23 protein-coding genes and 1 riboswitch are annotated in these 25,683 nt (G+C 27.2%); of the genes, 17 read left to right on the plus strand and 6 right to left on the minus strand.

Going from position 1 to position 25,683, the window contains the following annotated elements; translation table 11 throughout:
- Positions 1–551: 551 nt before the first annotated feature.
- The 7 genes from AC2A4K_RS07045 to AC2A4K_RS07075 all read left to right on the plus strand — a co-directional run bounded on the left by AC2A4K_RS07045 (position 552) and on the right by AC2A4K_RS07075 (position 6,967).
- Positions 552–1,112 (plus strand): RNA polymerase sigma factor, encoded by a 561-nt coding sequence (locus AC2A4K_RS07045; RefSeq protein ID WP_322503658.1) that lies wholly within the window; start codon positions 552–554, stop codon positions 1,110–1,112.
- Positions 1,105–1,887: a hypothetical protein gene (locus AC2A4K_RS07050; RefSeq protein WP_322503657.1), complete on the plus strand. Its 783-nt coding sequence runs from the start codon at positions 1,105–1,107 to the stop codon at positions 1,885–1,887. The genes AC2A4K_RS07045 and AC2A4K_RS07050 overlap by 8 nt, the downstream gene beginning before the upstream one ends.
- Positions 1,881–2,753, plus strand: coding sequence for an ATP-binding cassette domain-containing protein (locus AC2A4K_RS07055; RefSeq protein WP_322503656.1), 873 nt, complete (start codon positions 1,881–1,883; stop codon positions 2,751–2,753). The genes AC2A4K_RS07050 and AC2A4K_RS07055 overlap by 7 nt, the downstream gene beginning before the upstream one ends.
- 3 nt (positions 2,754–2,756) lie before the next feature.
- Positions 2,757–4,013 (plus strand): hypothetical protein, encoded by a 1,257-nt coding sequence (locus tag AC2A4K_RS07060; RefSeq protein WP_322503655.1) that lies wholly within the window; start codon positions 2,757–2,759, stop codon positions 4,011–4,013.
- Between the two features lie 203 nt (positions 4,014–4,216).
- The gene (locus AC2A4K_RS07065) at positions 4,217–5,365 is read left to right on the plus strand and encodes a hypothetical protein (protein WP_322503654.1); all 1,149 of its coding nucleotides are present in this window, start codon (positions 4,217–4,219) and stop codon (positions 5,363–5,365) included.
- 498 nt (positions 5,366–5,863) lie between these two features.
- On the plus strand, positions 5,864–6,253 hold the full coding sequence (locus AC2A4K_RS07070) for a hypothetical protein (protein ID WP_322503653.1): 390 nt from the start codon (positions 5,864–5,866) through the stop codon (positions 6,251–6,253).
- Positions 6,254–6,535: 282 nt separating this feature from the next.
- Positions 6,536–6,967, plus strand: coding sequence for a GNAT family N-acetyltransferase (locus AC2A4K_RS07075; RefSeq protein ID WP_322503652.1), 432 nt, complete (start codon positions 6,536–6,538; stop codon positions 6,965–6,967).
- Between the two features lie 69 nt (positions 6,968–7,036).
- Here AC2A4K_RS07075 and AC2A4K_RS07080 read toward each other — a convergent pair whose 3' ends face one another.
- The 5 genes from AC2A4K_RS07080 to AC2A4K_RS07100 form a co-directional block, all read right to left on the minus strand.
- Complete coding sequence (locus AC2A4K_RS07080; protein WP_322503651.1) at positions 7,037–7,795, minus strand: class I SAM-dependent methyltransferase; 759 nt, start codon at positions 7,793–7,795, stop codon at positions 7,037–7,039.
- Positions 7,796–8,098: 303 nt separating this feature from the next.
- On the minus strand, positions 8,099–8,410 hold the full coding sequence (locus AC2A4K_RS07085; protein ID WP_322503650.1) for a DUF3784 domain-containing protein: 312 nt from the start codon (positions 8,408–8,410) through the stop codon (positions 8,099–8,101).
- Positions 8,411–8,514: 104 nt separating this feature from the next.
- Positions 8,515–9,066 carry a hypothetical protein gene (locus AC2A4K_RS07090; protein WP_322503649.1) on the minus strand — a complete coding sequence of 184 codons (552 nt, stop codon included), beginning with the start codon at positions 9,064–9,066 and terminating at the stop codon, positions 8,515–8,517.
- A 276-nt stretch (positions 9,067–9,342) separates the two neighbouring features.
- A complete protein-coding gene (locus tag AC2A4K_RS07095; protein WP_322503648.1) occupies positions 9,343–9,630 on the minus strand; it encodes a hypothetical protein in 288 nt (95 codons plus the stop codon).
- 172 nt (positions 9,631–9,802) lie between these two features.
- Positions 9,803–9,981: riboswitch (cobalamin riboswitch) on the plus strand.
- 838 nt (positions 9,982–10,819) lie between these two features.
- Positions 10,820–11,125, minus strand: a complete 306-nt coding sequence (locus AC2A4K_RS07100; protein ID WP_322503647.1) for a hypothetical protein — start codon at positions 11,123–11,125, stop codon at positions 10,820–10,822.
- Positions 11,126–12,784: 1,659 nt separating this feature from the next.
- Here AC2A4K_RS07100 and AC2A4K_RS07105 point away from each other — a divergent pair.
- Positions 12,785–13,795 (plus strand): SPL family radical SAM protein, encoded by a 1,011-nt coding sequence (locus AC2A4K_RS07105; RefSeq protein ID WP_322503646.1) that lies wholly within the window; start codon positions 12,785–12,787, stop codon positions 13,793–13,795.
- Between the two features lie 621 nt (positions 13,796–14,416).
- Here the strand turns inward: AC2A4K_RS07105 and tlp are convergent.
- The gene (tlp, locus tag AC2A4K_RS07110) at positions 14,417–14,644 is read right to left on the minus strand and encodes a small acid-soluble spore protein Tlp (protein WP_322503645.1); all 228 of its coding nucleotides are present in this window, start codon (positions 14,642–14,644) and stop codon (positions 14,417–14,419) included.
- Positions 14,645–15,127: 483 nt separating this feature from the next.
- On the opposite strand from tlp, the gene AC2A4K_RS07115 reads away from it, so the two are divergent.
- The 9 genes from AC2A4K_RS07115 (at position 15,128) to AC2A4K_RS07155 (ending at position 25,486) form a co-directional block, all read left to right on the plus strand.
- Positions 15,128–15,484, plus strand: coding sequence for an SdpI family protein (locus AC2A4K_RS07115; protein WP_322503644.1), 357 nt, complete (start codon positions 15,128–15,130; stop codon positions 15,482–15,484).
- A gap of 344 nt (positions 15,485–15,828) precedes the next feature.
- Entirely contained in the window at positions 15,829–17,292 is a 1,464-nt protein-coding gene (locus tag AC2A4K_RS07120) for a sulfatase (RefSeq protein WP_322503643.1), read from the plus strand.
- Positions 17,293–18,616: 1,324 nt separating this feature from the next.
- Positions 18,617–18,886, plus strand: coding sequence for a hypothetical protein (locus AC2A4K_RS07125; RefSeq protein ID WP_322503641.1), 270 nt, complete (start codon positions 18,617–18,619; stop codon positions 18,884–18,886).
- A gap of 220 nt (positions 18,887–19,106) precedes the next feature.
- Positions 19,107–21,038, plus strand: a complete 1,932-nt coding sequence (locus tag AC2A4K_RS07130; RefSeq protein ID WP_322503640.1) for a beta-N-acetylhexosaminidase — start codon at positions 19,107–19,109, stop codon at positions 21,036–21,038.
- Between the two features lie 128 nt (positions 21,039–21,166).
- The gene (locus AC2A4K_RS07135) at positions 21,167–22,366 is read left to right on the plus strand and encodes a hypothetical protein (protein ID WP_322503639.1); all 1,200 of its coding nucleotides are present in this window, start codon (positions 21,167–21,169) and stop codon (positions 22,364–22,366) included.
- 197 nt (positions 22,367–22,563) lie between these two features.
- Positions 22,564–22,785 (plus strand): hypothetical protein, encoded by a 222-nt coding sequence (locus AC2A4K_RS07140; RefSeq protein ID WP_322503638.1) that lies wholly within the window; start codon positions 22,564–22,566, stop codon positions 22,783–22,785.
- Positions 22,786–23,441: 656 nt separating this feature from the next.
- A complete protein-coding gene (locus AC2A4K_RS07145; RefSeq protein ID WP_322503637.1) occupies positions 23,442–24,080 on the plus strand; it encodes a dihydrofolate reductase family protein in 639 nt (212 codons plus the stop codon).
- Positions 24,081–24,359: 279 nt separating this feature from the next.
- A complete protein-coding gene (locus tag AC2A4K_RS07150) occupies positions 24,360–24,824 on the plus strand; it encodes a hypothetical protein (protein WP_322503636.1) in 465 nt (154 codons plus the stop codon).
- Positions 24,825–25,063: 239 nt separating this feature from the next.
- Entirely contained in the window at positions 25,064–25,486 is a 423-nt protein-coding gene (locus AC2A4K_RS07155; protein ID WP_322503635.1) for a MarR family winged helix-turn-helix transcriptional regulator, read from the plus strand.
- Positions 25,487–25,683: the final 197 nt, after the last annotated feature.

The following is a 25,683-nucleotide window of genomic DNA, read 5'->3' on the forward strand; positions in this document are numbered from 1 at the left end:
CAAAATCAACACTAATTGTAATTAGTTTAATTAATAAAAAATAATAAATATCATAATGGATTATATATACATTATACACTGTTTTAACCAAATGGATTATATTATCAAGAAACTTAAGATTTTAAGGTTTTTGAGAAAAAAGTAAAGAAATAAGTTCTCTAATAATTCATATAGATAATCTATATAAATAGCCCAAAAGATTTTATAGAAGAAAATATAAATATGTCTTAACTAAATATTTTAAAGAGGAAGAGATAGTTTAAAGATTATCTCTATTTTTATTTGTAGAAAAAAGTTAATATATGACTTGTAGAATTTTTTTTATAAATTTTTCTAAAAAAGTAAAACTATTTTTTTCTCTTTTACGAATAAATAGGTGTAAGAAACTTTTAAGTGAAAATCAAAACTTTTAATTTTGCACTTTGAACTTACACATTTGAGCGAAGTGAAAAGGTGTTTCTTATTAAGATAGTCTTAAAGATCTATTTGAAATTTAACGCTAAATAAGAAAATAGCCTAATATTTAGAATAAAGTTTATTAGAAATGGCAGGTGAGAGGAATTAATGAAAAGAAATTAATAACCCTTGTAAAAAAGAAAAATGATAAAAGGGCAGCTGGAGAACTTGTTAAATCTTATTATAAGGAAATCTTTGCCTATGTTTTTAGGCAAACATCAAATGAGGAGCTATCTAAGGATTTAACTCAGGAAATATTTATTTCTATGCTTAAGTCTATAGAGAGTTTCGATGAAAGAAAGGCCTCTTTTAGGACATGGCTTTATAAAATAGCTAGTAATAAGATAATTGATAATTACAGGTCTACATATTATAAATACGTTACTATTGTGGATGAAATTGATGAAGGATTAATAGGATATGAAAATGAATTAGAGGAGTCATTTCAGCTTAAGGAGGATGTTAATGAGATTTTAGAAGTGCTTAATACCTTAAATACAGATCTTCAACAAATTCTTAGATTAAAGATTTTTGGAGATATGACCTTTGGGGAAATTGCATCTTTGACTGAGATATCAGAGTCCACTGTTAAGACTAGGTATTATGCCACTATTAGAAAAATAAAGAAAGTATTGGAGGTGAAAATTGTTGAGTAGAGAAAAAGAGGATTTTAATATTCCAGACATGGACTTTGAAATAGAAGTTCCAGAATTAGATTTAGGAGAGTTAGATGAAATACTTAAGGAAGGGGTTAAACCTAAGATATCATTTTTTAGTTACTTAAAGAATGCCTTTAAAGAATTAGGTTTTAGAAATATATTTCATGATAAAAGTGAGTTAGGAGTTATATTCCTATCAGGAGCTTTCATATCATTTTTTTCCATGATGAATTTAAGCAATGGTGACATAGAAAATTTATATAAGTTTATTTTCATAGTTTCTCCAATACTTTACCTAAGTGTTGTTTTATTTTCCTTCTACAACTCAAAGGCAAGGGGAGTTTTCCAACTGGAGATGACTTGTAAATATAATCTATATCAAATTTCAGCTTTAAGAATGTTCATATTTAGTGTGGGAAGTATCCTTCTAAATACAGTGGTCATACTTTTCATGAGTATGATAAACAAAGAAGTGAATGCCTCAAGGATGATCATACTATCAATTACAGGTTTATTCTTATTTTCAATTGTGTTTTTATATTCACTAATAAAATTTAAGAGTATGTTTTCAAAAGTATTTATTATATTTGGATGGATTCTTGGAAACTTACTTCTAAGTAGTGGTAATGAGACTTATTATTTAAAGTTTTTAATGGAAGTTCCAATGTATATTCATATAATTATTTCACTTGTATGCATAGTGCTGTATGTGAAGAGTTTAAAGGAATTAATAAATTATAGGTATAAGAAAAGGAGAGAAATTTTATGTTAGTTGTTAATAATGTAAGTAAGAAATATGGAAGTTTTTGTGCTCTTAAGGAGATAAATTTAGAGTTTAGTAATGGGGTGTATGCACTTTTGGCACCTAATGGAGCTGGAAAGACAACCTTAATTAAGCTTTTAACCACATTAATTTTTCCAACTAGTGGAGAGATTCTTTATAAGGGTACAGATATTGTGTCATTAGATAGTGAGTATAGAGATATTATAGGATATTTACCTCAGGATTTTGGCTACTATAGAAACTATACACCAACAAAGTTTTTATTATACTTAGCAGCATTAAAGGGAATAAAGAGGGAAGATGCTGTAGAGAGAGTGAAAGAGCTATTAAAGATTGTATCTTTAGAAGAGGTTTCAAATAAAAAGATGAAGGGTTTTTCAGGAGGAATGATTCAAAGGGTTGGAATAGCTCAAGCCTTATTAAATGATCCAAAGATACTTATATTAGATGAACCAACAGCAGGATTAGATCCTAAGGAGAGAGTTAGATTTAGAAATCTTCTAAGTGATTTATCAAGAGAGAGAATTGTAATAATTTCAACTCACATAGTTTCAGATATTGAGTTTATTTCAAATGAGGTAATTATGATTAAGGATCATAAGGTTTTATACAAAGATTCTATCGAGAGTATATGTAGCACCTTAGATGGAATGGTTTACGAGACTTCAATGACTTTTGAGGAAAGTAAAGAGTTTAGAAAGGAATATATTCTATTATCAGAAAAACAAGATGGTGGGATGATGAAGGCTAGATTTATAAGTGATAGTCATGATGATGAAAAATGGCTTGAGGTTAATCCTAATATAGAGGATGTATTCCTTTATCAATATAGAGATGAAGAAGTGGAAGGGTAAGTTATGGGAATTAAAAGAGGTGAATGGGAAAAGCTTTTTAGAAATCCAATATTCATATTTCTTACAGGGATTTTCTTAATCTATAATATGCTCTTAATTTATAATAATTCTAATATTAAAGAGGATTTAGAGAGAACTAATGAATTAATAAGTGAATTTGGATACAAAGTTGATGAGGATATGCTTAAGGGATTAGAAAATAAGTATGATGAGAAAATGAAGCAATTAAATGAAATGACAGAAAGAAAGCTTCATAAGACTTTTTCAACTATGGATGAATTTTTAATAAGTGAAGATTACGAAAAGGGAATTTTTTCAGAGGATGATAAGGAACTAATAAGTGAATTAGGCATAATTAATCTATATAAAAATGCAACTCCAGTTTTTATTTCAGAAATTGAAAAGTTAAATGCTTCAGATTTGGCTGAGGGAACTATAAGTATGTATGGACTTAAAGGAGATGCTGCAGATTTAGTTAGAAAAAATTATGAAGAGCTTGGGCAAAGACTTCAAGAGTTAAAGAATAATGGTGAACATAAGAACTTATTCTTCTTTGGAAAAAGTTATGAAACTCAGAATTTATTATATAAGAAGGTCATTGGAGCATGTCTTATTGAAATAATGATACTTGTGGTTTTAGGAGTATCTTTCTTAGTAAATTATGAAAGCGAAAATAAAATTCTAGGATTAGTTTCTACCACAAAAAGAGGACGTAAGTTGATTTTGGATAAGCTTTCCGTTGGACTTATGTATTCGCTTTTAGTTGCAGCCATTATTTTAGGAGTTACATTAATTATATATTTCACTGTATTTGATTATAGCAAGCTTTGGAATGTGCCAATTAGTAGTGCCTTAAATTGGGAATCAGGACCGCATATATCTTGGTTGAATCTTACTGTTTTACAAAACTTAATCCTCTCTATAGGAGTAGTATTCATAATAGCTCTTATTTCAGGAGGAATAAGCTTTTGCCTATGCCTCTTCTTAAAGAGTAGCTATAAAGCATTTTTCGCTTTCTTTATACTATTTGGAGCCTTATTTATGATGACAGGATTATTCAGTATGAGTTCACCTTTAGTTATATGGTCAAACTATAACGTATTTGTACTAGCGCTAAATCCACAATTTTGGTTTGCTGAAGCAGGAGCATTTATGACTTCAAAACATTATGTCACTAGTACTTTATTAAGTAATGTAGTTATTGTGGCCATACTTAGCTTTTTCCTAATAAAAAGGTTTAAGAAAACAGATATAGTTTAATAGAAATATAAGTGGTAGTTTTAGAAGGTACATTTATATTCTTAATGAAAGTAGGATTATATAGAACCATAGCAGTTTGGTAGCCTAAATGTCTACTACATATAGGCTAAGGAATATTTATTATAATTGCCATAGTATTTTTAGCTATGGCAATTATAAAGGAGAGTAAGAGAGAAATATTAAATTAAGTGAAGAGGTAAAATATGAGAATAATAATTAATGAGATAAAAAAGCTTTTTAGCATAAAAAGCTTAATAATTTTAGGGTTAATAGTTTTTATAATATGTAATTTATTTGTGAGCTTTTGGATAGAGTATTTTCCAAATGGTTCAGAAACACCAGACTTTAATCTAACTGTAGAAATGCTTAAGGATTATGGAACTACAATGGATGAAAAGGAATTTGAGAATTTTAAAGAGAAGTCAGCCTTAAGAGAAAGAGAGGCAGATGAATATTTAAAGCAGGATGAGGATGCAAAAGAACTTGGAATTACATCATATAGAGAATTTAGAGATAGTTTAGGAAAAGGAAATTATGGTGGAAAAATTGATGAACTTCATTCAAAAGTATATTTTAATGAGAATATATATCTATTTTGGGAATTGCAATCTAGAGAGAGTTTAATAGCAAGTTATGGAAGAACTTTAGATAAAGAGTATGGACCTAATGGGATTTCACCAGATAGGCAGGAAAGATTAGAGGAGCTTGAAAAAAGTGATCAGCCACAATCAGTCTTAAGTCGTGTTACTTTTGATAATTATAATAATTTAATAACGAACTTTTCAATAATTATTGTTGTAACTGTAGCCTTTATAATATCACCAATATTTTTAAGAGATGAAAAAAATAAGGTGAATCTTCTTCAATACTCTTCTAAGACGGGAAGAAAGATAGGGAAGAAAAAAGTGATTTCAGCAATGATAACCTCATTTGGTATTGCAACCTTAGAGCTAATATTCTTATTTGCTATGTATATTCCAAATAATACTTTGCAGTTTTGGAATTGCAGCATAAATTCTAGATTTAATTACATTACATTATGGTTTGACTTAACCTTTGGGCAATATATAATGCTATCAGTTTTTCTTATATACGTAGTGACTTTTGTGGTAACTAGCATATCCTTATTTGTAAGTAGCAAGGTTAAAAATTATGTAGCTTTAATAGGAGTACAAGTACCTATTTTAGGAATGTTAATAGCTTTTCTAAAGAATATAGGATTAAATAATATGACAGTACTTGGATTTCCTAAGTATACATTGCACACTGTCTATGGAGCTCTTATTGTAATTTCTATAGTATTAATAGTAATGCTACTAAAAAAAGAAAAGAATAGAGATGTTTTAAATTAAGTAGGTGTAAAAGAAGATTTAAAATCAATTTTCACCTAAGATATGTTTAAATTAAAGACTATGTTCTAAATCAACATTGACCTAAAACATAGCCAAAGCAAAAACTTAAATATCTGATTAAAAAACATTTGTTGAATAGTATTTATTAGTAAATAACCCTTATTGTAATTTTGAATAAATTTCAATAAGGGTTAATTTTTTGAGAATAATATGTTTAAAGTTTTTAATTATAATATTTCAAGTGATAAAATAAATCTATATTGAATTTAAGCAAATTTTTATATTTAAAAGATTGGACAAGTCTTGCTTACTAAAGATATTTAATAATAAAAATTATAATATACAAGTGATAAAAGTATATTTTTTATAAATTGTTTTAGGATGGACGGAAGTGGAAAATTTATAGGAGCTTTAAGAATGAGTTCATAAAAAATATTAACCTAGTGAATAAATTCTTTAGTGGATTTAATCATGAATTAATTAAGAAAGGGGATAGAGATGAAAAAGTTACTTTCTATTATGGCAGATAGTTTATTTTTTTGTACTATTCTTATAGGATGTACAGGATCTAAAGGGTGTTTTTCACAGTATAAGTGTACAGAAGGTTTAAAGAATAATTCATGGAAGGTATCTTATGAAAAATTTGATGGTTCCAAGTATATAAATATAAAATTGAAAGAAGAGGAAGTGAAGTCTTTCAAGGTTGACGTTGAGTCTGAAAGTGGAGAGTTAGATTTAATTATTAGAGATGGAAAGAACACAGTTGTTTTTGAAGAATTCAACATTTCTACATCAAGCTTTGAGATTCCAATTGAAGAGAGTGGTAAATATACAATAAAATTTAATGGTCATGATCACAAAGGAAGCTTTAATGTTATTTGCAAATAAATTTAATTTGATTTGGCTAAAATAAAAACTCTATTTTAATTAAGTATGGAAAAAAGCAAGCATTAAGTATTCCAGTAGGTAAAGATAATGTATAAGGGGCTTTAGAGATTTTAAATAACAATAAAAATAATATTGAAAAGATAAAGGATAACAAGGATAATATTGAAAAATAATAGCTTAATTATGCTAAGAAAAATATGAGATATATGAGGAAACAAAATATAATAGGGATGGAGGTTTATGGTTTAAGGTAATATAATATTATTTTTAAACTAAAAAATTATGATTAAAATTGAAAGACTACAAAAAGAGGATATTCCACAACTTTTAGAGCTTTACAAAGAGATTGTACCATTTGAAAATAAAGTTGGGGATGCAACAAAATTATATGAAGAAATGCTTCAAGACGACAACTACTATCTTATTGCAGCTAAAAAAGGAGAGGAGCTCTTAGGTTCAATCCTTGGAGTTTGTTGTAAATCTTTAGCTTCTATGGGAGAACCATTTTTAGTTATAGAGGATGTTGTTGTTAAGGAAAACACAAGAGGCATGGGAATCGGAAAAAAACTTATGGGTGAAGCAGATAAGTTTGCCAAAGAGAAAAACTGTAATTATGCCATCATAGTTTCATCAGACTACAGAAAATCTGCTCATAAATTCTATGAGAAGGTTGGCTTTGTAGATGGGGTATTAGGCTTTAGAAAATTATATTAATAAAAATAATTAAAACAGACAAGGAATACTTGTCTGTTTTTTATAATTCTTATAAATTTAAGATTAGGATTATTTTGAGTTTCTACAAGTTAAAATATATCTATGTTGAAAACTCTCTATATAACCCTTAACATTTAATTCTTCATTTAATTTGCATAATTCTTTAAAGCAGTTATCTACAGAGAAGTTTGGAAATTCCCATTCTATTATTTTAGCGTAATATACAATTGCTCCAATATCATTAAATCTTAAATATGGAAAGTATTCATTACTATATACAATCTCAAAGGTGTTTTCAGAGAGTTCTTTTAATACATTTGCTAAAGAGTTTTCTGGAAAATTTGCTTTGAAGTCTTTTATTAGTGATTTTGATAATATTCTATTATTTTTAGAACCAACCTGTTGAGTAATAAATAGTCCATTAGGTTTTAATATTCTTTTTACCTCTTTAATATTAAAGGATGCTTGTCTATTGATAACCATATCAAAAGTGTTATCTTCAAAAGGCAATTCATTATCATCAAATACTTGTTTTACTTCAATTCCAAGTGGTTCTAAACGCTCTTTACATAACTTCACATTAGGTTCCCATTTTTCTGTAACTGCTGTATTATTATATGGGTGATTTAGTGATAACAAAAATTCTCCACCACCAGTACCCATATCAAGCAACTTGTAATCTTTATTTAAATATTTCTTCAATATATCTTTATAATTCCAAGGTAAATCTTCACTTTTCCATCTATTTCCTAGATAAGAAAAATCCCATCCCTTAAAATTTATTTTTTCTTCTTTTTGCCATAATTCTTTTAATTCACTATAATTCATAACTGTTCCTCTTTTCTTTAATTTTTTAATTATAAGAAAATTAGTGCAGTTACCTGATAGTAATATAAATTAATCTTGGTACAATCTACTATCAGTTCTTATAACTGCACCAAGTAATTAATTCGATTTTTTCCCATTTTGAGAATTCACCTGCTTTCATATTTACTTTGTACAAAATTCCATAAATAGTAGGAATATAAATTAGTAATATGTTCATTATAACATTTATGGAAATAAATCCGATAGTGTTACGGGAAATTATCTAAAGTATTTTATAGCTAACGTTTACTTTGGATATAATATTTAAAATATATGTCCAGTAAGTTTTTTATGAGAAACAAGTAGAATAGTAAGACCAATTAATAAACTTAATCCAATAAATACTTGAGTAATAATTAATTCTAAGACTCCTAAATATCCAAATGTAGAAAGAAGCAAAAAGGCAATACCTATAAAAAACACACATCTACCCATACAATTACAGTATTCATCAATATCTTTAACACTTTTTATATGATAATAATGAATAAAATCTATTCTCTTCTTAATCCAAACCAAGTAACTTAGGGTGCAAAATAGCATACCTATAGGAAATTCTATGATGAAATAAAACACATTCAATCCCTCCTACATGCTAAATACATTTAAGATACCCAATAATTTCATAATATATATTAATTATACAATATTTATGAAGAAAATAGGAATATTAATATATATTAAATAGTAAAAACTGTGTTTTCAACCTCAGGATTTCCTATATAAAGTCTCATAGCTACAAGAGGAATATAGAGTATGAATACCTGAGCCATGGAGGTTACCCCTATATATAGTGGAAGATTAAAGGTTGTATTCACGGTACTGAAAGAGTAGATTACTGATGCAGTTAAAATAACTCCCATGGAAGTTATACATAGAAAAGTAAAGTGTCTTAAGGTTTCTTTATTTCTCATAGTTTTATTTGTGTATAGTGTAACCATAAGCACGCTTAGAATTATCACTACATATAAATAAGACCATCTAAAATAAGAATCAAAGTGATAAAGTGCCCAGTTTATAACGGCATCATCAATATAATTGACTTCTTTAGCCATTACTAGTTTAACTAAGAGTACACTTTTTATTAAAATTGTAGTGATTATTCCAGTTAATATTAAGGATACAGAGGAAGCTATAAATAATTTCTGTTTTCTAAGACTTTTTCCTCTACCTAAGGAGATACTTGTTGCAATTATAATTAAAAAAGCTATAAATATAATAATAATAAACACCTCAATTCTTTGTAAATATATACTAATTATAACTTATTTTACAAAATATTACAAATAGTTAAACGATAGATCCAAAGGAGATATGAAAAAATAAACACTCACCTAAAACATAAGCTTTTCTAAAAAGGGTATAAATAAAATAGAGGAATCTTTAAGGTAAAAAGATATTAAATCACACATAGAATTACAATAAATTCATAGAAAAAAGGAGGTGTATCAAACTTTATTAAGTTATTTTGATACACATCCCTTGCTTTGATAAATAGAGTATGAAGATTATTCTGTAGAGCTATTATGTTTTTTTAGCTTTTCTTTTAAAAACAGTAATATAGTAATAAACAAATATATAAGTACAATATTTGAAAAAAGACCACCAATATTGGTTGATGTAGAAAATAGAAGTGTATTGCTATCTTGGGGGAAATCATATGTTGTAAAATATTTAAAGGGAAATCCCCAGGTTTTAAAACCACCAGAATTTAATTCAAAAGGGGTTATAAAGGTTAAGATTATAGTTATCCAAGCAGCTAAATTTAAAATTTTCAAGTTGATTTTTTCTTTCACAAATATTCTCCTTTTATATCAATTTTACTAATAATATACTAAAATATTGAAGGAAAATAGTTTCTAAGAAGTAAATTTTTTAAGAGAATCCTTTAAACTATTAGGATTTTTAAGGAAAAACATTGATAAATAGAGAATTTATTTATATAATATAAATAAGTAGATAAATACAAAATCTATTTTTGAAATAGGTGCAGAAATGTTTAATAGGGAATTTAGTGTGAAACTAAAGCTGCCCCCAGCAACTGTAAATGACTTCGACTTGGTAATATGCCACTGTGAGGATTCATGGGAAGGATCTAAGGAGATATAGTCATGAGCCAGGAGACCTGCCTAATTCAACCGTAATAGTTTATCTTTCTGGGGAAAGAGACAAGTAATTGGATTTTTATCATACTGGAAGGGTATTAACACCAAACTTAAGTAAATAAGTTTACTGAAAAGTAATGGTCTTAACTTGGTAAACATATTTAAAAGTGAGAAGTGAAGCTACAAAGAGGTGGCTTAGAGATAAGTATGATTAAAATATAGATTTATCAATTAACTTGTAGAGATTTTCCTAGATAGGTATTCAAAGAGAGTATCTATCTTTTATTTTTGAGTAACTTAAGCTAGGGTTTCTTAAAAATAATAGCAAAAAACAAATCTAAAACAGGTAAAAACTCAATGGTGAGTATGGCTCAACGGGGAGCCAAGATTCAATGGCGAATCTAAAAAAATAGATCTAAGTTGTTTTTAAAGCTAATATTAATCTAAAGTAGTTACTAACAATGGGGTTAGTGAGTAGAGAATATTCCTATAAATTTTAAACAACTTAGAAAATTTTTAAGAGTTATGTGAAATAAGCACTTAAGAAGCTTTAAAGCCTATTAGAATAAGAGGGCTAATAGCTACTTCCTAAGAGCTTTTCTATTTCATATAACTCTTTTTTAGTTATTAAGTATAGTTTAGTATTTTCATGAGTTTTTTTTAATGTAAATTTTTAAGGCTTTTATAAGCAGAATAAGAGCATAAATTCCTAAAATTAAAAGTGATACAATTAAAATTAGATAAATTATTGAGAAGATACTCATTAGTGCCAAAAAAAATTCCTCCTTACATATTAATGTATAAGTTTTAAATTTTTTATTTCTTTAACCATTTCTTATTAATAGAGACTTATTGCAGTATGGATAAATCCTTTCAAAGTTTATTCCTTATTTAATGATATATAACCAAATTTTAATGCAATTTTTTCTAAGATGTATAAGCAGATTAAATTACATAATGCGCATAATGCTGAATATAAGCCAAGGTGATTAATATTATTTAAAGATAGAATCAAAATTAGGAAAAAAATTAAAAGACTAAAGGCTAATTGCATTTCATAATATTCTGTATTTATAACCTTAAATTTATTTTTCATTGAAGTGTTTTTCTTTTGTTTAAAAGCTTTTATATTCCAAAGAATCTTTATAAATGCCAAGGAAAGAAATAAAATTTCTATTATTCTCATAAAGATTAGCTCCTTTAAAATGATTTTACTTAAATTTCTTAATATTTTCAATACTATATAAAATATGTAAATTGAGATGGGGATTATATTCCTATACTGAGCATATAATTACCATTAAATCAAAAAACTGTTTATCAATAAGAGGTATTTGATTTAAAAGAACTAAAAAATAGTAAAGCATAGTTTTTGCTATTTTAATTTTGGCTATGTTTTAAACTAGTGTTGATTTTTAGTTTGGTCTAAAGAGTGGATTAAAATTTAATTCGTATAATTTCAAGTATATGAACTAATCAAATATTTATGCTTTTACTTGAGTATGCCTAAAGTAAATTCACAAATATCTTTTATTTGTATTTTCTAATTTGAAAAAATCCAGTTAGAGGTGTCATTTACATAGGTTTTTGATATTTTGAGCGAAAAAAATCTAGAGTTACTCACTCTAGAAAAAGGTAAATAAAATTGGAGTAGGAAATATTAAGCTTTATTCTTATACTAAAGCTCAATAAGTCCATTTTTATGTCAAAACTTAAATGCATAGATTATTTATGTGTGTGAGATTTTGTCAAAACTCAAATGTTTACTGATGCCAATGCTTTTTGGAACTTGTAACTATTAAGGCTATACCACCTATAATAATTGCTACCAGGATAGCATAATTAAGATAAATGACAATATTACTTAACATATCTCTCACTCTCCTAAATCTATATTTTATTTTAAGTATTAACGATTTCATTATAAATCTGTTTGTAAACAATATCAAACTGGAAATCCTGTGGATAAAGTACAAAGTTAATTATTTTCATTCTTATTTTAAGCTGATTTTTAAAAAAAGTTAGTTTTTACTATTAATTAATGAGTTTAATGTTATTAGTTTTTAAAATATTATAATATTTAACATATTAAATTGTCCCTTGCTGGTATTAGATTTTTAACCAAATGTAAGTTTTAAAGTTCAGGTTCTATAATATCAACATAATTTCCTTTTATAGAAACTGTTTTTAATAAGTATGGAAAGGCTATTGTTATAGGGAAAATACAAATTATTGTATATAAACTAAGGCTTCCAATTAATTTAAAAAGTAAACTAAAAATTATAATACATATTGATGGTATAAGTCCTAAAATCAATTGGATTTTAAAATATTCTTTAGTTTTTACTATAACTTTATAGGGGGTATTCAGAGTAATAGACTTTCTTTTGTAGCATCTTATGTCATATAAGATATTAATAAATGACAAAATTATAAATATTATTGGCAAATAACTCAAACTAAAACCTCCTTAATTATTGAAAAATCCAGTCTTTAAAGAACTGAAAAGGATATCTTCCTATGCAAATATCTTTAAAGATACAATAGAAAATATTTCTTAAGTAGCTTTAAAAGGATAAAATCATTCAATAAAGCTTATCCCAAAAGGTTTTTTATTATACAAATAATCTTCTTCTTGGGGTTATTAAAAATATTATCTAGAAGATTATACCATATTGGTAAGTTAAGGAGGTAACATTTTTATATTAACTCGAAACTAGAAAAAACTCTGAGTAAATAATTATAAGATTTTATGTAAAAGTAGAGGATTTAAGGAATAAAAGAGAAACACTAAAGGAAAAATAATTTCTATGAGAATAAAAGATTTAAGGAAAGGATTGAGAAAATGAGAGAGTTTAGGCCAGTAAGGGTTTATTATGAACCAGGAATAATAGCATATGCTCAAGGGAGGGAGCTTCTTCAAAGATATAGAGCTTTAGGAGTTCCAATCATAGAGATAGAGTCTCATCATAGAATCAATGAGCTTAGATTTCAGCCTCATAGTGAGTTTAATAAACTTAAGAAGTACTTAGTTTTAGGTACAAGAAAGACTTTAAAGCTTACGGAAAATGACAAAAGTGCAGATTTCATAGTACCCTTTACCTCTAGTGGATGTGCTGCAAGTTGTCTTTATTGCTATTTAGTTTGCAATTTTGGAGTTACTTCTTATTTAAGAGTTTTTGTAAATAGAGATGAAATAATGAATGAAGTAAAGAAAAATATAAGGAAGATAGGGAAGATGGCAACTTATGAGTTAGGATGTAACTCAGATTTGGTTTTGGAAAATACCATAACAGGAAATTTAAGATGGGCAATTGAGGAATTTGGAAAGCTTGAAAATGCAAAAGCTACCTTTGCTACAAAGTTTCACATGATTAATGATCTCTTAGATGCTAAGCATAATGGAAATACTCAAATGAGAATTTCAGTTAATCCTGAGGAGATAATAAGGAAGGTAGAAATAGGAACAAGTTCCTTAGAGGAGAGAATAGCAGCAGCCAATAAGATGTATAAGGCAGGATATAGAATAGGATTAAATATAGCTCCAGTTATTTTAGTAGAGGGATGGGAAAATCTTTATAGAAAGATGTTTAAAACTCTAGGGGAAAAATTAAATGAAGGGTTAAAAGACCAAATTTTTATAGAGGTTATATTCATGACTTATGGTATTTCAAATGACATGATAAATAGAGCTAGTATGTTACATGCAGTCGATATTTTTCATAGAACTAAAATGAAACCAAAAGGAAGAGGAAAATATCAATACAAAAGTGAGGAAAGAGAACCAGCAGAAAAATTAATATTAGAACTGATAAAGGAATATTTCCCTAAGGGAACCTTAAGTTATATGGTTTAATAGGTGGACTATATTTTGATTAAATATTGATTTTTAGCTAGTAATAAGCATAAACCTTACTAGAGGGATTTTATGATTAATTTAAAAAGCAATAATAAGTTAAAATATATGAAAAAAAGTGAAAAATTATTCCAATTTTTTTTGTTTTTATAGCTTAAAAATATTTTATAAAAATACCTACTTTTTTGATAAATTTTAAGTTAAGAGGAGATTAAAATAGGCGATTATAAGGTGGTACGACCAATTTCAGTTATCGAAATCGAAGTAGATAATAGATAGCATAAGTAAAGTGAATATTTTAACGAAATTAAAAGTTAGGTTAGAATAATGTGATAAAATAATTTGTTACTGTAATATATGTAAGTTTTTGTTCATTTTGAGAAGTTGTTAAATACTAAAGTTAGTGATAATATTTAAGACATCAGAAAGTATTAATTTATATTGTATATGTTTATGTGCGTATATGAAAAGCTATTCAGTGGGAGGAATAGCTTTTCTTTTTTACCTTAAGCTTTGTTTTATGTGAATGTTGATTTTAAGCTAGTTCTTCAGAACTAGCTTAAAATATGTCTTACTTTAAATTATAATAAATTTAATTTTTAAAATATTACCTGAAAGTATTTATTTAGAAGAATTTTTGTTGTGGCATGCTTCTTCCTTAATTTCATCAATCATAGAATCTAGTGCTTGTTCTCTTCTTTCGTTCTTTGCTTTTAGTTCAGCTCTAGTATTAGAATTATCTGTTGAGTTAATCATAGTTTCAGCTTCATGAATATTTTTAACTGTGTTATCAATATTGTTTTGAATCTTATCTACATTATCTCTTCTATCATCTGGATTTGGTTTCATAAAGTGGTTTCCTCCTTAGTAAAAATAAATTGCTTATAGATCTAAGGTCTCTTTGAAGAGAGGCATTCTCTTTAATTAAACGAAGTGACAACAATCTTGAGAGAGTTAAAGTTGATTGACTAAATCTATTTATTACACTTTTTAATAATTGTAAGAGATAGGCTATTAAGTCTTAGACCTATAAGCTTTTAAAAAGTAAGTAGTTTTGAAAGAAGGTATTAAAAAAACCCTCTTCATAACTTAGTATTTGCTTAATTAAATTTTATATGCAAAGTTTTCATTAAGTTTTTATATTTTGAAGAGTATTGCTTTAAAGAGAAGGAATTTATAAAAAAATAGCATAGGTAAATGAATTTAAGCTTATTTGGTGAATGAATTTGGTAGAAATTAGTGGTAATATTAAATATGTATGATTTGGAAAAATATGAAATTATAGTTGGATATAAGGTAGCTTTATTCTATTAAGGAAAGGAGTAAATATTTTTGGTTATAATTTTTATGGGAACAGTTATATTTGTTGTAGGCCTTATATGTAAGAAACTACATGATGACTACAAGGAATACCCAAATCTTTTTGTAGGATATAAACGTAAGTATGCAATGAAGGATAGAGAAACTTGGGAAGAGGCAAATAATTATATCTATAAACCTTCTTTAGTATCTTTTATACTTTCTGTGATTTTTACTTTAATACTAGAGAAGTTTAGTTTAGAAATTTCTAATTTAGGATATATTTTAGTAATAGTATTGGTTTTACTTGGCCCTATAATTTGTACAGAAATCCATATAAGAAGGTTTAATAAGAAAAGGGAAAGTACGCAATTAGATTTCAAAATATAATATTTTAATAATAATGTTCATTATCAAGAATACTGCGTAGTTAAAATATAATTTTAATATTGTAGAGTACTTTAGATTACAAAACGGCTAGAAACTTAAAATAAGCACTATATATAGTGCTTATTTTTTTTATTACAATTTTATGTTTTTATTTCATCAATTTTTCCTTAGGCTTTAATATTTAAAAAATTAAGGCTTTATTTTAATTAATTATCTTTATGACATTTTACAAAGTTTATTTAATTCAATATAAATAGAATTTTCACATAGGATTTTAGAGAGTTATGTTGAAGTATATAGATAGAGAGAATTGTTAATTCATTCTATTTAAAGGAGTTGAGAAAATGAGAATATTAATGCTAGATTTAGACACCTTGAGAGCTGACCATTTAGGTTGCTATGGGTATAGTAGAAATACATCTCCAAATATAGATAGCGTATCAAAAGATGGTATAATCTTTGAAAACTATTATTGCTCAGATGCACCTTGTCTTCCTTCAAGAGCAGCACTTATGTCAGGAAGATTTGGAATACATACAGGAGTTGTTAACCATGGAGGAGTTTGTGCTGATTTTAGAATTGATGGTGAGAAGAGAGATTTTAATGATAGCATGGGCTTTAATAGTTTACCGATGTTCTTAAGAAGTGAGGGTTTTTACACAGCATCCATAAGTACCTTTGCTGAGAGACATAGTGCTTGGTGGTTTAATGCAGGGTTTAATGAACTTCATAATGTTGGAGGGTGTGGTGCAGAGTCAGCAGAGGAAGTAACTCCAACTGTTTTAAGGTGGATAGAAGATAATGGGAACAAGGATAACTGGTTTCTTCATGTAAACTATTGGGATGCACATACTCCTTATAGAACTCCAGAAGAGTATGAAAATCCTTTTGAGGGAGATGGTTTTAAGAGATGGATAAGTGAAGAGAGATTCAATGATCATCGCAAAAACAAGATTGGTCCTCATGGAGCAAGAGAAATAGGAATGTACAATAGTGATACATCTCCAAGATTTCCAAAACATATAGGTGAGATTAAAAGTTACCATGAACTTATACAGTTCTTTGATGGATATGATTCAGGTATAAACTATATGGATTCTCATATTGGACAAATACTTAAGGCTTTAAAGGATAAAGGGCTATATGATGACCTTGCCATAATAATAACTTCAGACCATGGAGAGGCAATGGGTGAGTTTGGAATTTATGCAGAGCATGGAACTGCAGATTACGCAACAACTAGGATTCCAATGATAATAAAATGGCCAGGAGCTATGAAGGAATATAGAGATAGTGGATTCCACTACAACTTAGATTTAGCGCCAACATTAGCTGAGCTATTCAGTAAGGAGAAAAAAGCTTATTGGGATGGGCAAAGTTATGCCAAAAGCATTTTAACTGGAGAAGATGCAGGAAGAGATTACTTGGTTTTAGGACAATGTGCTCATGTATGCCAAAGAGCTGTTAGGTTTAAGGATTATATCTATATAAGAACTTATCATGATGGATATCATTTATTCCCAAAAGAAATGCTTTTCAATGTGGTGGATGATCCTCATGAAATAAGAAACTTAGCAGAGGTAAGAAGAGAGTTATGCATGGAAGGAGCATACCTTCTTCAAGAATGGCATGATGAAATGATGATGACTAGTGAAAGTGATGTTGACCCACTTTGGACTGTAATAAGAGAAGGAGGTCCTTATCACGCTAAGGGTCATTTAAAAGCATATTGTGAAAGATTAGAACAAACAGGAAGAGGATGGGCAGTTCCGGAACTTAAGAGAAGATATCCAGAGGAATTTAAATAGGAGTTTATTAAAAAGCAAACAAAGGAACTTATAAATAGTTTTGATGATTAAATGAAATTATAGAGTTTTTGCTTAGTAGTTTGAATTTATATAATTAAAGCTATTAATTTGTATATTATTATTTGAATAGTATGATTTTAGCTAAAAATTTTCATATAATGTTTTAAAAATTGAAATTCATTTAAATGTGCTCTTTAACTATTTATAAGTTCTATTGTTTTAAATTTATATAAATATTTTCTTATATTAAATGTTAGATAAGTATATTATTTAATATTTAATATTAGTCAAATATTAACTTGTCCATTTTTAGTATATTAAAAGTATAAGGTCTATTTATTCCTATATGTTAATAAATTTTATAAGCTAAAATTAAGCTTTAACTTTATCTTTAAAATACTTTCTTATGCGTAGGAAATAATATGCAAAGAATATGATGCTATATAATAGTATTTCAAAAAGCTTATTGGTATACTTTGGGATGTATAAAAGCATTATATGTATATATATTAGACCATAAAATAAATAGGCTGATCTTTGAATTCTTTTCCAAGTTTTATAAGGCAATCTTTTTCTTACACATTGAAATGAAGTAATCATTAAAGGGAGCATTAAACATATCATGATTAAGCTCAATAATGTTGCAAAAAGCTTATAATAGGTTAAAGAGTGTGGGTTAGTAAAGAAAGTAGGGAAATAATATATTCCGTATAAAATATTGTGTCCTAAGGTTAAAATGCAGGCTATTATTGAAAGCTCACCTCTTATAGCCATTAGGTTTTTCTTGTATTTAAAGGAATTACTTAAAGTTCCCGTGTACATTACTATAGTAAATAAGGCTAGTGAAAAAGTACTCTTAGAGAATATGCTTATTGTATATTTACTTATGTATTTCGGTACATAGTTATGTAAATCAGTTTTCATAAATACTATGAAAAATATAGCTATTAGAGTAGCTATTACGTAGAGTATTGAAGAATATTTTTTTATTTGTTTGTAATAGACAATACTCAAGAATGTTGTTATTAATATTGAAATTATAAGTAGCATTAGTCTACCTCCTTTGTTGTTATTGATAATCAATTTCAATTAGATTATATATTCAAGTTAACTTTTAGTCAATAAAAAATTCATTTTTTATAAAAAAGAATTTTTATTTATCATAAAATAAATTTTTAAGTAGGATATTTGAGTTTTATGTGGAAGTATATAAGAAACAGATCTTAAAAATTATTTTAGGAAAAGAGAAAATTAAATAAAAACTTATTAGAGTATATGTAATTGTTTATTTGTATAAGTATATAAGTGAGAATAGGGAGAATTTATGGGATTAGATGTTATGAGATGGGGTAAACAAATAAAGGCTGTATATGGTGTTAGTTTTTGGGTACTTACAATGTTGATAGTTTTAAGTGAGTATATAAAAGACCATATTAGATGGGTTATATTTATCCCATTAGGTGTTTTTGCGGTTGCATCAATATTAAATAGTTATTTAAGGGTTAAAGAGAATAATAGTAAGTCAGATATGACTACATTAATCTTAAATATGTTAGTAATTACATTTATATTCAGTGTTTTTATAATTATATAAAAATACGGATGGAAATTATACTATGGTTTAGATGAAAGCTGATTTTTAGCAGATCTTTTAGAAATAACTTAATTTTGTAAAGCATTTCTAATAGTCAGTTTAGATTAAAAAAGTGTCACATATTTATTAAGATATAAATTTTTGTTTTGAAGTAATTTGTACTTTAAAACATAAGTTTAAATTTATATAATTTCTAGATTAGTATGAGAGGAGAATAAAGATGAGAATTAAATTAGTTGGGTTAAATGAGGAAATGTCTGAGGCTGTTAGGGGATTAGAAGGGCTAATTGATTTTCAGCTTTATAATGAGAAAGAAAATGAGGAAGTAAGTCTAGTAAACTTAGAAAAGATAGATGTTTTAAAGCTTCCTGAGAGTTCAGAAAATGTCATAGAAGTGGTTAGAGGAGTAGTTAATGAAATAAGATATAAGGAGAAGCATCACTTTTTTAGGGCTTTAAGTTTATATCTTCAATTTGCTAAAAATGGAGAAGAGAGTTTTTCAAAAAGTGAAAAAACTTGTATTTACTCAGTCGGAGCAATGATAGATGCTTCAAGAAATGCTGTTTATCGAGTTTCAGAGGTTAAAAAAATCTTAGGGTACATGGCTTTAATGGGTCACAATAGATGTATGCTTTACACTGAGGATACTTATGAGGTTGATGGATATCCATACTTTGGATATATGAGAGGAAGATATACTAAGGATGAATTAAAAGAGATTGATGATTATGGATATTCCCTAGGTATAGAGGTTGTACCATGCATACAAACTCTAGCTCATTTAAAACAAACTTTAAGATGGTCTTATGGTGAAGGTATAAAGGATACTCATGATGTGCTTTTAGTAGGAGAAGAAAAGACTTACAAGTTTATAGAGGCAATGATTTCATCCTTAAGAGAATGCTTTAGAAGTAAGAATATTCATATAGGAATGGATGAAGCTTTTGATTTAGGAAGAGGTCATTATTTAACTAAACATGGACATGTTCCTCATCAGGAACTTATGGTAGAACATTTAAATAATGTTAATGAAATAGCTAAGAAATATAACTTTAAGCCAATGATGTGGGATGATATGTTCTTAAGATGTGGAGCACCAGATGGAGGATACTATGATACTGACATAGTAATAACTCCTGAAATAGCTAATAATATTCCAGAAGAGGTTTCATTAGTTTACTGGGATTACTATAATTCTGATGAAGAAAAATACAAAAAGCTTTTAGATATTAGGGATGCATTTAAAAATAATATTATCTTTGCAGGTGGATGTTGGAGATGGAGTGGCTTTGCACCAAACTATTCAAAGACTTTTACTACAACAAATGCTGCCTTAAATCAATGTAAGGCAAAAGGAATAAAAGAGGTCTTTGCTACTGCTTGGGGAGATGATGGATCAGAAACTCCAATATACTCAATAATTGTAGGGCTTATACTTTTTGGAGAGCATGGTTACTATGAGAATGTAGATGAAGAGTGGATAGATGAAAGATGTAAGGCTTTAACAGGTTTAAGTATGAGAGACTTTACTTCTTTAGAGGAACTAGATCTTGTTCCTTCAGTTAAAACTCCAAATATGGAAGTTTGTAATCCTTCAAAATATATAGCATATCAAGATATACTTTTAGGAGCTTTTGATAAGCATTTAGAGGAATTACCTTTAGAGGATTACTATAGGAATCTTTCTAAAAAATATGAAGAAATAGGGGAGAGAAGTGGTGATTTTAAGTCAATGTTTAAGATGTACTCTAAGTTTGCTGCTTATCTTTCAGTTAAGAGTGAGATTGGATTAGAAATAAGAAAGGCTTATTTAGAAAAGGATATAGACGCCTTAAGACTTATTGCCTATAACTTCATTCCAGAAATACAAGAGAAGTTAAAGAACTTCCACAAGAGCTTTAGAGAGCTATGGTACAAGGAATGCAAGGGTCAAGGCTTTGAGGTCATAGATATAAGACTTGGAGGAGTTATGGCAAGATGTGATTCTGCTATGTACAGAATTAAAGCTTATCTTAAAGGTGATATAGAGAAATTAGAGGAGCTTGAAGAGGAAAGACTTTATTTCTCAGAACACTTTGGAGGAGAGGATTGTAAGCTTATATGTTGCAATGAGTATCAAAAAATAGCAACTCAAAGCACTTTAAGCTGGTAAATATAGAAAAATATAGCTCTAAGACTTTAGATAAATATTCTAGAGACTTAGAGCTATTAATTTATAAGGTCTATGTTTAAAGTGAGTTTTAAAACAGAATAGTTAAATATTTTTATTGGGGTGATAAAATGGATAACAAGAGAGTAAATTTATATTTCTTTGGAGAAATAGGTATTTATGATAAATATAGTCCAGAATATGTGTGTAATAAAGAATTTGCACGAGAAATTTTATATATAATAGCAAAGAATAATCCTTATACAATATCTAGAGATGAAATTATCAATACTTTAGGAATAAAGGAGAAGCTATTTGATGAATTAATAACCTCTTTTAAAGAGGTAAATTTTATTGAAAGTAAAGATAATAGATATAAGATAAATTTCCCAGTATTTTTAGAAGAAGATTTAAAAGAATTAGATAAGTACTTATGTAATATTGGTAATCAAATAGGTGATATAATAATTGAAAATAAGGCTATAATTTATAATAAAATAGAGAATTTATCAAGCTTTTCAAATTTTAGTAAAGAAAGGCTTTTATATCACATAATATGTGATGATATCTTTGATGGAACAGCTATAGATTTCTTCGGAGATAAGGATATTTTCTGTACCTCAAAAAATCAACCTGATAATAGAGATTATTTAGTTATTGGTTATGAAGAAGGAGAAGAAATCGAATCTCATAGTAATAGGTTATTATGCAGTAGTAACAATTTTAGAAGTAAGAGCTTTAATTTTAATAGTTTTGGTGATGCCAATGGAAATAGAAAAGATATGTATAGATTTTTTAGGAAAAGCCAAAAAAAGCTTGAAGATGCTACTGACTTTAAAGAGTTAAACTTAGCATATATAAAGATTATTGAGAATAAAAATAGAGAAATAGCTGAAGAGTGTGGAAATTTAATTTTAAAAATACTAAATTCTAAGGTACAGTACTTAGAGTTAGATAAAAAAGAAAAGGATTTAGTAGATTTTCTTAAAGAAATAAATTATGTTAGTTTAGATAGTAAAAATGGGATTATTAAGTGTGAAGTTCCTATTTTTACAGAAGATGATAGGGTTATAATTAAGGAAATATCATCATTAGTTCTTAATGAAACCTTAGAACTTATTAAAAATTTCTTTATTGATTTTGAAAAAGGCAATAAAAATTTAATGGCATTAAAACATAAAGTGGATATTAAGGAAGTTGCTAATGAACTTTGGCATCAAATTTTTGGTCTTACTAATGAATACCTTGTGGAAACTGGGATCGTGGAAAAACCAATAGATATAAAAGAAGAGGGAAGATATTTAAGGAGTTTAAGTTTTTCTAACCAGTAGCTATATTTTAAACTATTATTGGCTTTAGGGTTAAATAAGGAGGAATTTAAATTGGAAAGCTTTAGCGAATTGTATGGTATATTAGAGCCATTTATAATGACTATTTTATTAGTGATTTTCTTAGTTTTTGTAAATAAATATTTCAAATGGAAAATAGGGAAATAAGTAAGGTGAAAATATAGGGGGAAATTTATTGTATGGACAGTAAAAACACTAAATTGCTTTTAGTAGGTTTAGGATCTTTTATGCTTGTACTACTTCAAGTGAAAGTGTTTCAGGATTCTATAGGGTTCTTAAATTTTGTTGGTATAACTTTAGTAGGGGATATATTCTTTTATTTAAGTGGACTTTTATCCTTTGTAGGAGTAGTTGTTTTCGTAATTACAGCTTTTAAGCTTATAAGATATAATGTTAAATGAAAATAAGGAGGCTATACCCAACGTTTCTCAGAAGGGGGAAATATAAAGGTATAGCCGTCTTCAATTTAAAAAGGCATATAGAAAATTTGAGAAATTAAGACTTTTAGGAGGTGATGAACATCAATCACAAAAATGGAGTCTTAACTTCTATAAGGATACACAGTTAGGTTTCCCTTAAAGGAATCTTTTATACTACATATTTGAAAGCTTACTTATGAATTCAAGAAAAGATTTTACCAAAGAGTATTTATTCAGTTTATATGAAATTTTAATTTAATTAATTTTAGTAGTAAACTTATATATAAGAAAGGGAAAACTTTCTTATATTTTAAGAGAATATTAATTTAGGCTTTGCTTTAAACTAGTGTTGATTTTTAGCTAGATTTTCAGGGATAGATTAATTTAAATATAGTCTAAAAATAAAAATACTTACTTTAGGAGGTGAACGTTGAGGTAATATGTATCTTTAAGTACACTTTAGAAGAGTTATTTTACGTAATTATTAATTGTACTGTTGAGATTAGTAATAAGTTTAAAGGCTTATTATTTATTTGGGAGTTATATGTTTAGTATAAGAGAATTATGATTACTTAAAATAGATTTGTAGATAAAGGATACTAAAAGAAAATATACATATTATTTACAACAAATTAGATATGAGTAAAGATAGAAAAGTAATATTATATATTGCACAAAGTTTGGATGGATATATTGCAAAGGAAAATGGAGATGTTAATTGGCTTGTAGGAGAAGGAAAAGAAGAGAATATAGACCATGGATATGAAGAATTCTTAAGTGGAATAGATACTGTAATCATGGGAAGAAAAACTTATGAGCAAATAGTTAATGAATTAAGTCCAGAAGTTTGGCCATATGAAGGCAAAAAAAGCTATATATTCACAAAAAATAAAATAGATGAGGAAGCTTTACTTGAAGAGAGTTTAAGAGATAAAAGCAATGATATAATCTTTGTTAATGAGGATTTTGGAAAGCTTTATAGTAAAACAAAAACTTACAATGATGATATTAAATTTATAAATGAGGATTCAAATGAGTTTATTGAGAAGATTAAAAGTGAAGAGGGTAAAGATATTTGGATTGTAGGAGGATGTGAGTTCATCGATACTTTAATGAAGAGGAATCTAATTGATAAATACATAATAACTACAATACCAGTTGTCCTAGGAAAAGGAATTCCTCTATTTAAGGAGGGTAACCCTGAAATCAAGTTAAAACTTGATAATGTGAAAACTTTTGATGGAATGATTATGAGTGAATACTCTAGAAGAGGATAGAATTAAATAAGGCTATTAACCATATTAGAAATCTTCTGTGATTAATAGCCTAGAAAAAGAAAAGGAGTACTTTAGTATATAAAAAATATACTTTAAGTGTTCCTTTTTTAGTTTATTAGGATTGCTTAAAGCTATTATAAGTAAGCTAAAAATTTTTATTTGACAATAATAATTATTGAGAGTAAAATAGTTTGCATAAGAACAAAGAGTTCTCATGCGAACCATTTTTGAAGGTTTAGCATTTAATAGATTAAGATGATTTTAGAGGAGATGACACCTATGGAAGGAATTAAAAAATTTACTCCAAGAGTTAGTAAGAAGGTTCTACTTTTTATAGCAGGATTAGTTTGGGGATTTGCAGGATTTAGAGTATTTACTTTAGGATTTGGAGATGTTATATCCCATCACGGTAACTTGATTTTTACAACTATTTTCGCTGCTATTGTATTCTTTGTATTTTTCAAATTTATATTTAGTAAGATGTTTAAAAAACATACAACAAGAATTGTAAATAGTGAACTTGATAAACATTGTGTATTTTCATTTTTTGATTTTAAAAGTTATATCATAATGGGATTTATGATTTTCTTTGGAATTACAGTTAGAAACTTAGGAATATTTAATCCAATTTACTTAGGAACTTTCTATATTGGATTAGGAGCAGCATTATTTATGGCTGGTGTATATTTCTTCGTAGGATTTTTCACATTTAACAATTTAAAAGTTAAATATAAAATAAGCTAATATTTAGTATTAAAAAAGATGATGGTGCATAGAGTTTAATAAACTCCATGTACCATTAATTTTATAAGGTTAAGAATTTAGAATATTTTTTAAACTTATAATTTAGTTTAAAGTGATTTTAATATCTATTTAGAATTTAGGATATACATAAAAATCAAAAGTGGTTTAAAATACGTTTTAAAGATTCAATAAAAATAAATTATGAGACACAAGGTGTTTTTAAGAAAAGAGGGATTTGTATGAATTATGATTCATTTGAAATAGCTATGCTTATAAAGGAAATTTACTCAAGCACTGTGGAGAAGGTTAGTGAGGGGCTTAAGGAAAGTGGACTTACTCACCAACAAATAACAGTTATTAAACTTATCGCTCACAAAGGAAAAGTTACAGTTAAGGAGCTTTGTGATGAAATGTCTCTTTCTAAAGGTACAGTTTCTGGTATTGTTTCAAGACTTGAAAATATGGGATATATTGAAAAATTTAAGGATGAAAAAGATAAGAGAAATACTTATATAATCTTTTCTAAAAAAGGAATAGACTTTGCAAGAACTTTCAAATATGATATAAACAATAGTTTTGATAGCATATTTGAAAATTTTACTCATGAGGAGGTTAAAGAAATAAGAGATGCTCTTTTAAAATTAAGAGATAAAATAAAATAACTAGTATAACTTAATAGATATGAAAAGGTAGGGATTTCATTTTAAGAAGCTCTACCTTTTTTATTATGATTTAAACATTATTTTGCATCTAATCTTTATAATATTATATTCTCTAAAGAATATGTTAATTTTAGGATTATTTTTATTAAAAATAAAATATTTATGATAAAATATGATAGTGATAATCTATTTCAATT

The sequence above is a fragment of the Clostridium sp. LIBA-8841 genome (assembly GCF_057782475.1).

Bases quoted from the DNA above. Each gene is read 5' to 3' on its own strand.
- AC2A4K_RS07055 (WP_322503656.1), top strand. From the start codon at position 1,881: ATGTTAGTTGTTAATAATGTAAGTAAGAAATATGGAAGTTTTTGTGCT.
- AC2A4K_RS07060 (WP_322503655.1), top strand. From the start codon at position 2,757: ATGGGAATTAAAAGAGGTGAATGGGAAAAGCTTTTTAGAAATCCAATA.
- AC2A4K_RS07065 (WP_322503654.1), top strand. From the start codon at position 4,217: ATGAGAATAATAATTAATGAGATAAAAAAGCTTTTTAGCATAAAAAGC.
- AC2A4K_RS07070 (WP_322503653.1), top strand. From the start codon at position 5,864: ATGAAAAAGTTACTTTCTATTATGGCAGATAGTTTATTTTTTTGTACT.
- AC2A4K_RS07075 (WP_322503652.1), top strand. From the start codon at position 6,536: ATGATTAAAATTGAAAGACTACAAAAAGAGGATATTCCACAACTTTTA.
- AC2A4K_RS07080 (WP_322503651.1), bottom strand. From the start codon at position 7,795: ATGAATTATAGTGAATTAAAAGAATTATGGCAAAAAGAAGAAAAAATA.
- AC2A4K_RS07100 (WP_322503647.1), bottom strand. From the start codon at position 11,125: ATGAGAATAATAGAAATTTTATTTCTTTCCTTGGCATTTATAAAGATT.
- AC2A4K_RS07105 (WP_322503646.1), top strand. From the start codon at position 12,785: ATGAGAGAGTTTAGGCCAGTAAGGGTTTATTATGAACCAGGAATAATA.
- tlp (WP_322503645.1), bottom strand. From the start codon at position 14,644: ATGAAACCAAATCCAGATGATAGAAGAGATAATGTAGATAAGATTCAA.
- AC2A4K_RS07120 (WP_322503643.1), top strand. From the start codon at position 15,829: ATGAGAATATTAATGCTAGATTTAGACACCTTGAGAGCTGACCATTTA.
- AC2A4K_RS07125 (WP_322503641.1), top strand. From the start codon at position 18,617: ATGGGATTAGATGTTATGAGATGGGGTAAACAAATAAAGGCTGTATAT.
- AC2A4K_RS07130 (WP_322503640.1), top strand. From the start codon at position 19,107: ATGAGAATTAAATTAGTTGGGTTAAATGAGGAAATGTCTGAGGCTGTT.
- AC2A4K_RS07135 (WP_322503639.1), top strand. From the start codon at position 21,167: ATGGATAACAAGAGAGTAAATTTATATTTCTTTGGAGAAATAGGTATT.
- AC2A4K_RS07140 (WP_322503638.1), top strand. From the start codon at position 22,564: ATGGACAGTAAAAACACTAAATTGCTTTTAGTAGGTTTAGGATCTTTT.
- AC2A4K_RS07145 (WP_322503637.1), top strand. From the start codon at position 23,442: ATGAGTAAAGATAGAAAAGTAATATTATATATTGCACAAAGTTTGGAT.
- AC2A4K_RS07150 (WP_322503636.1), top strand. From the start codon at position 24,360: ATGGAAGGAATTAAAAAATTTACTCCAAGAGTTAGTAAGAAGGTTCTA.
- AC2A4K_RS07155 (WP_322503635.1), top strand. From the start codon at position 25,064: ATGAATTATGATTCATTTGAAATAGCTATGCTTATAAAGGAAATTTAC.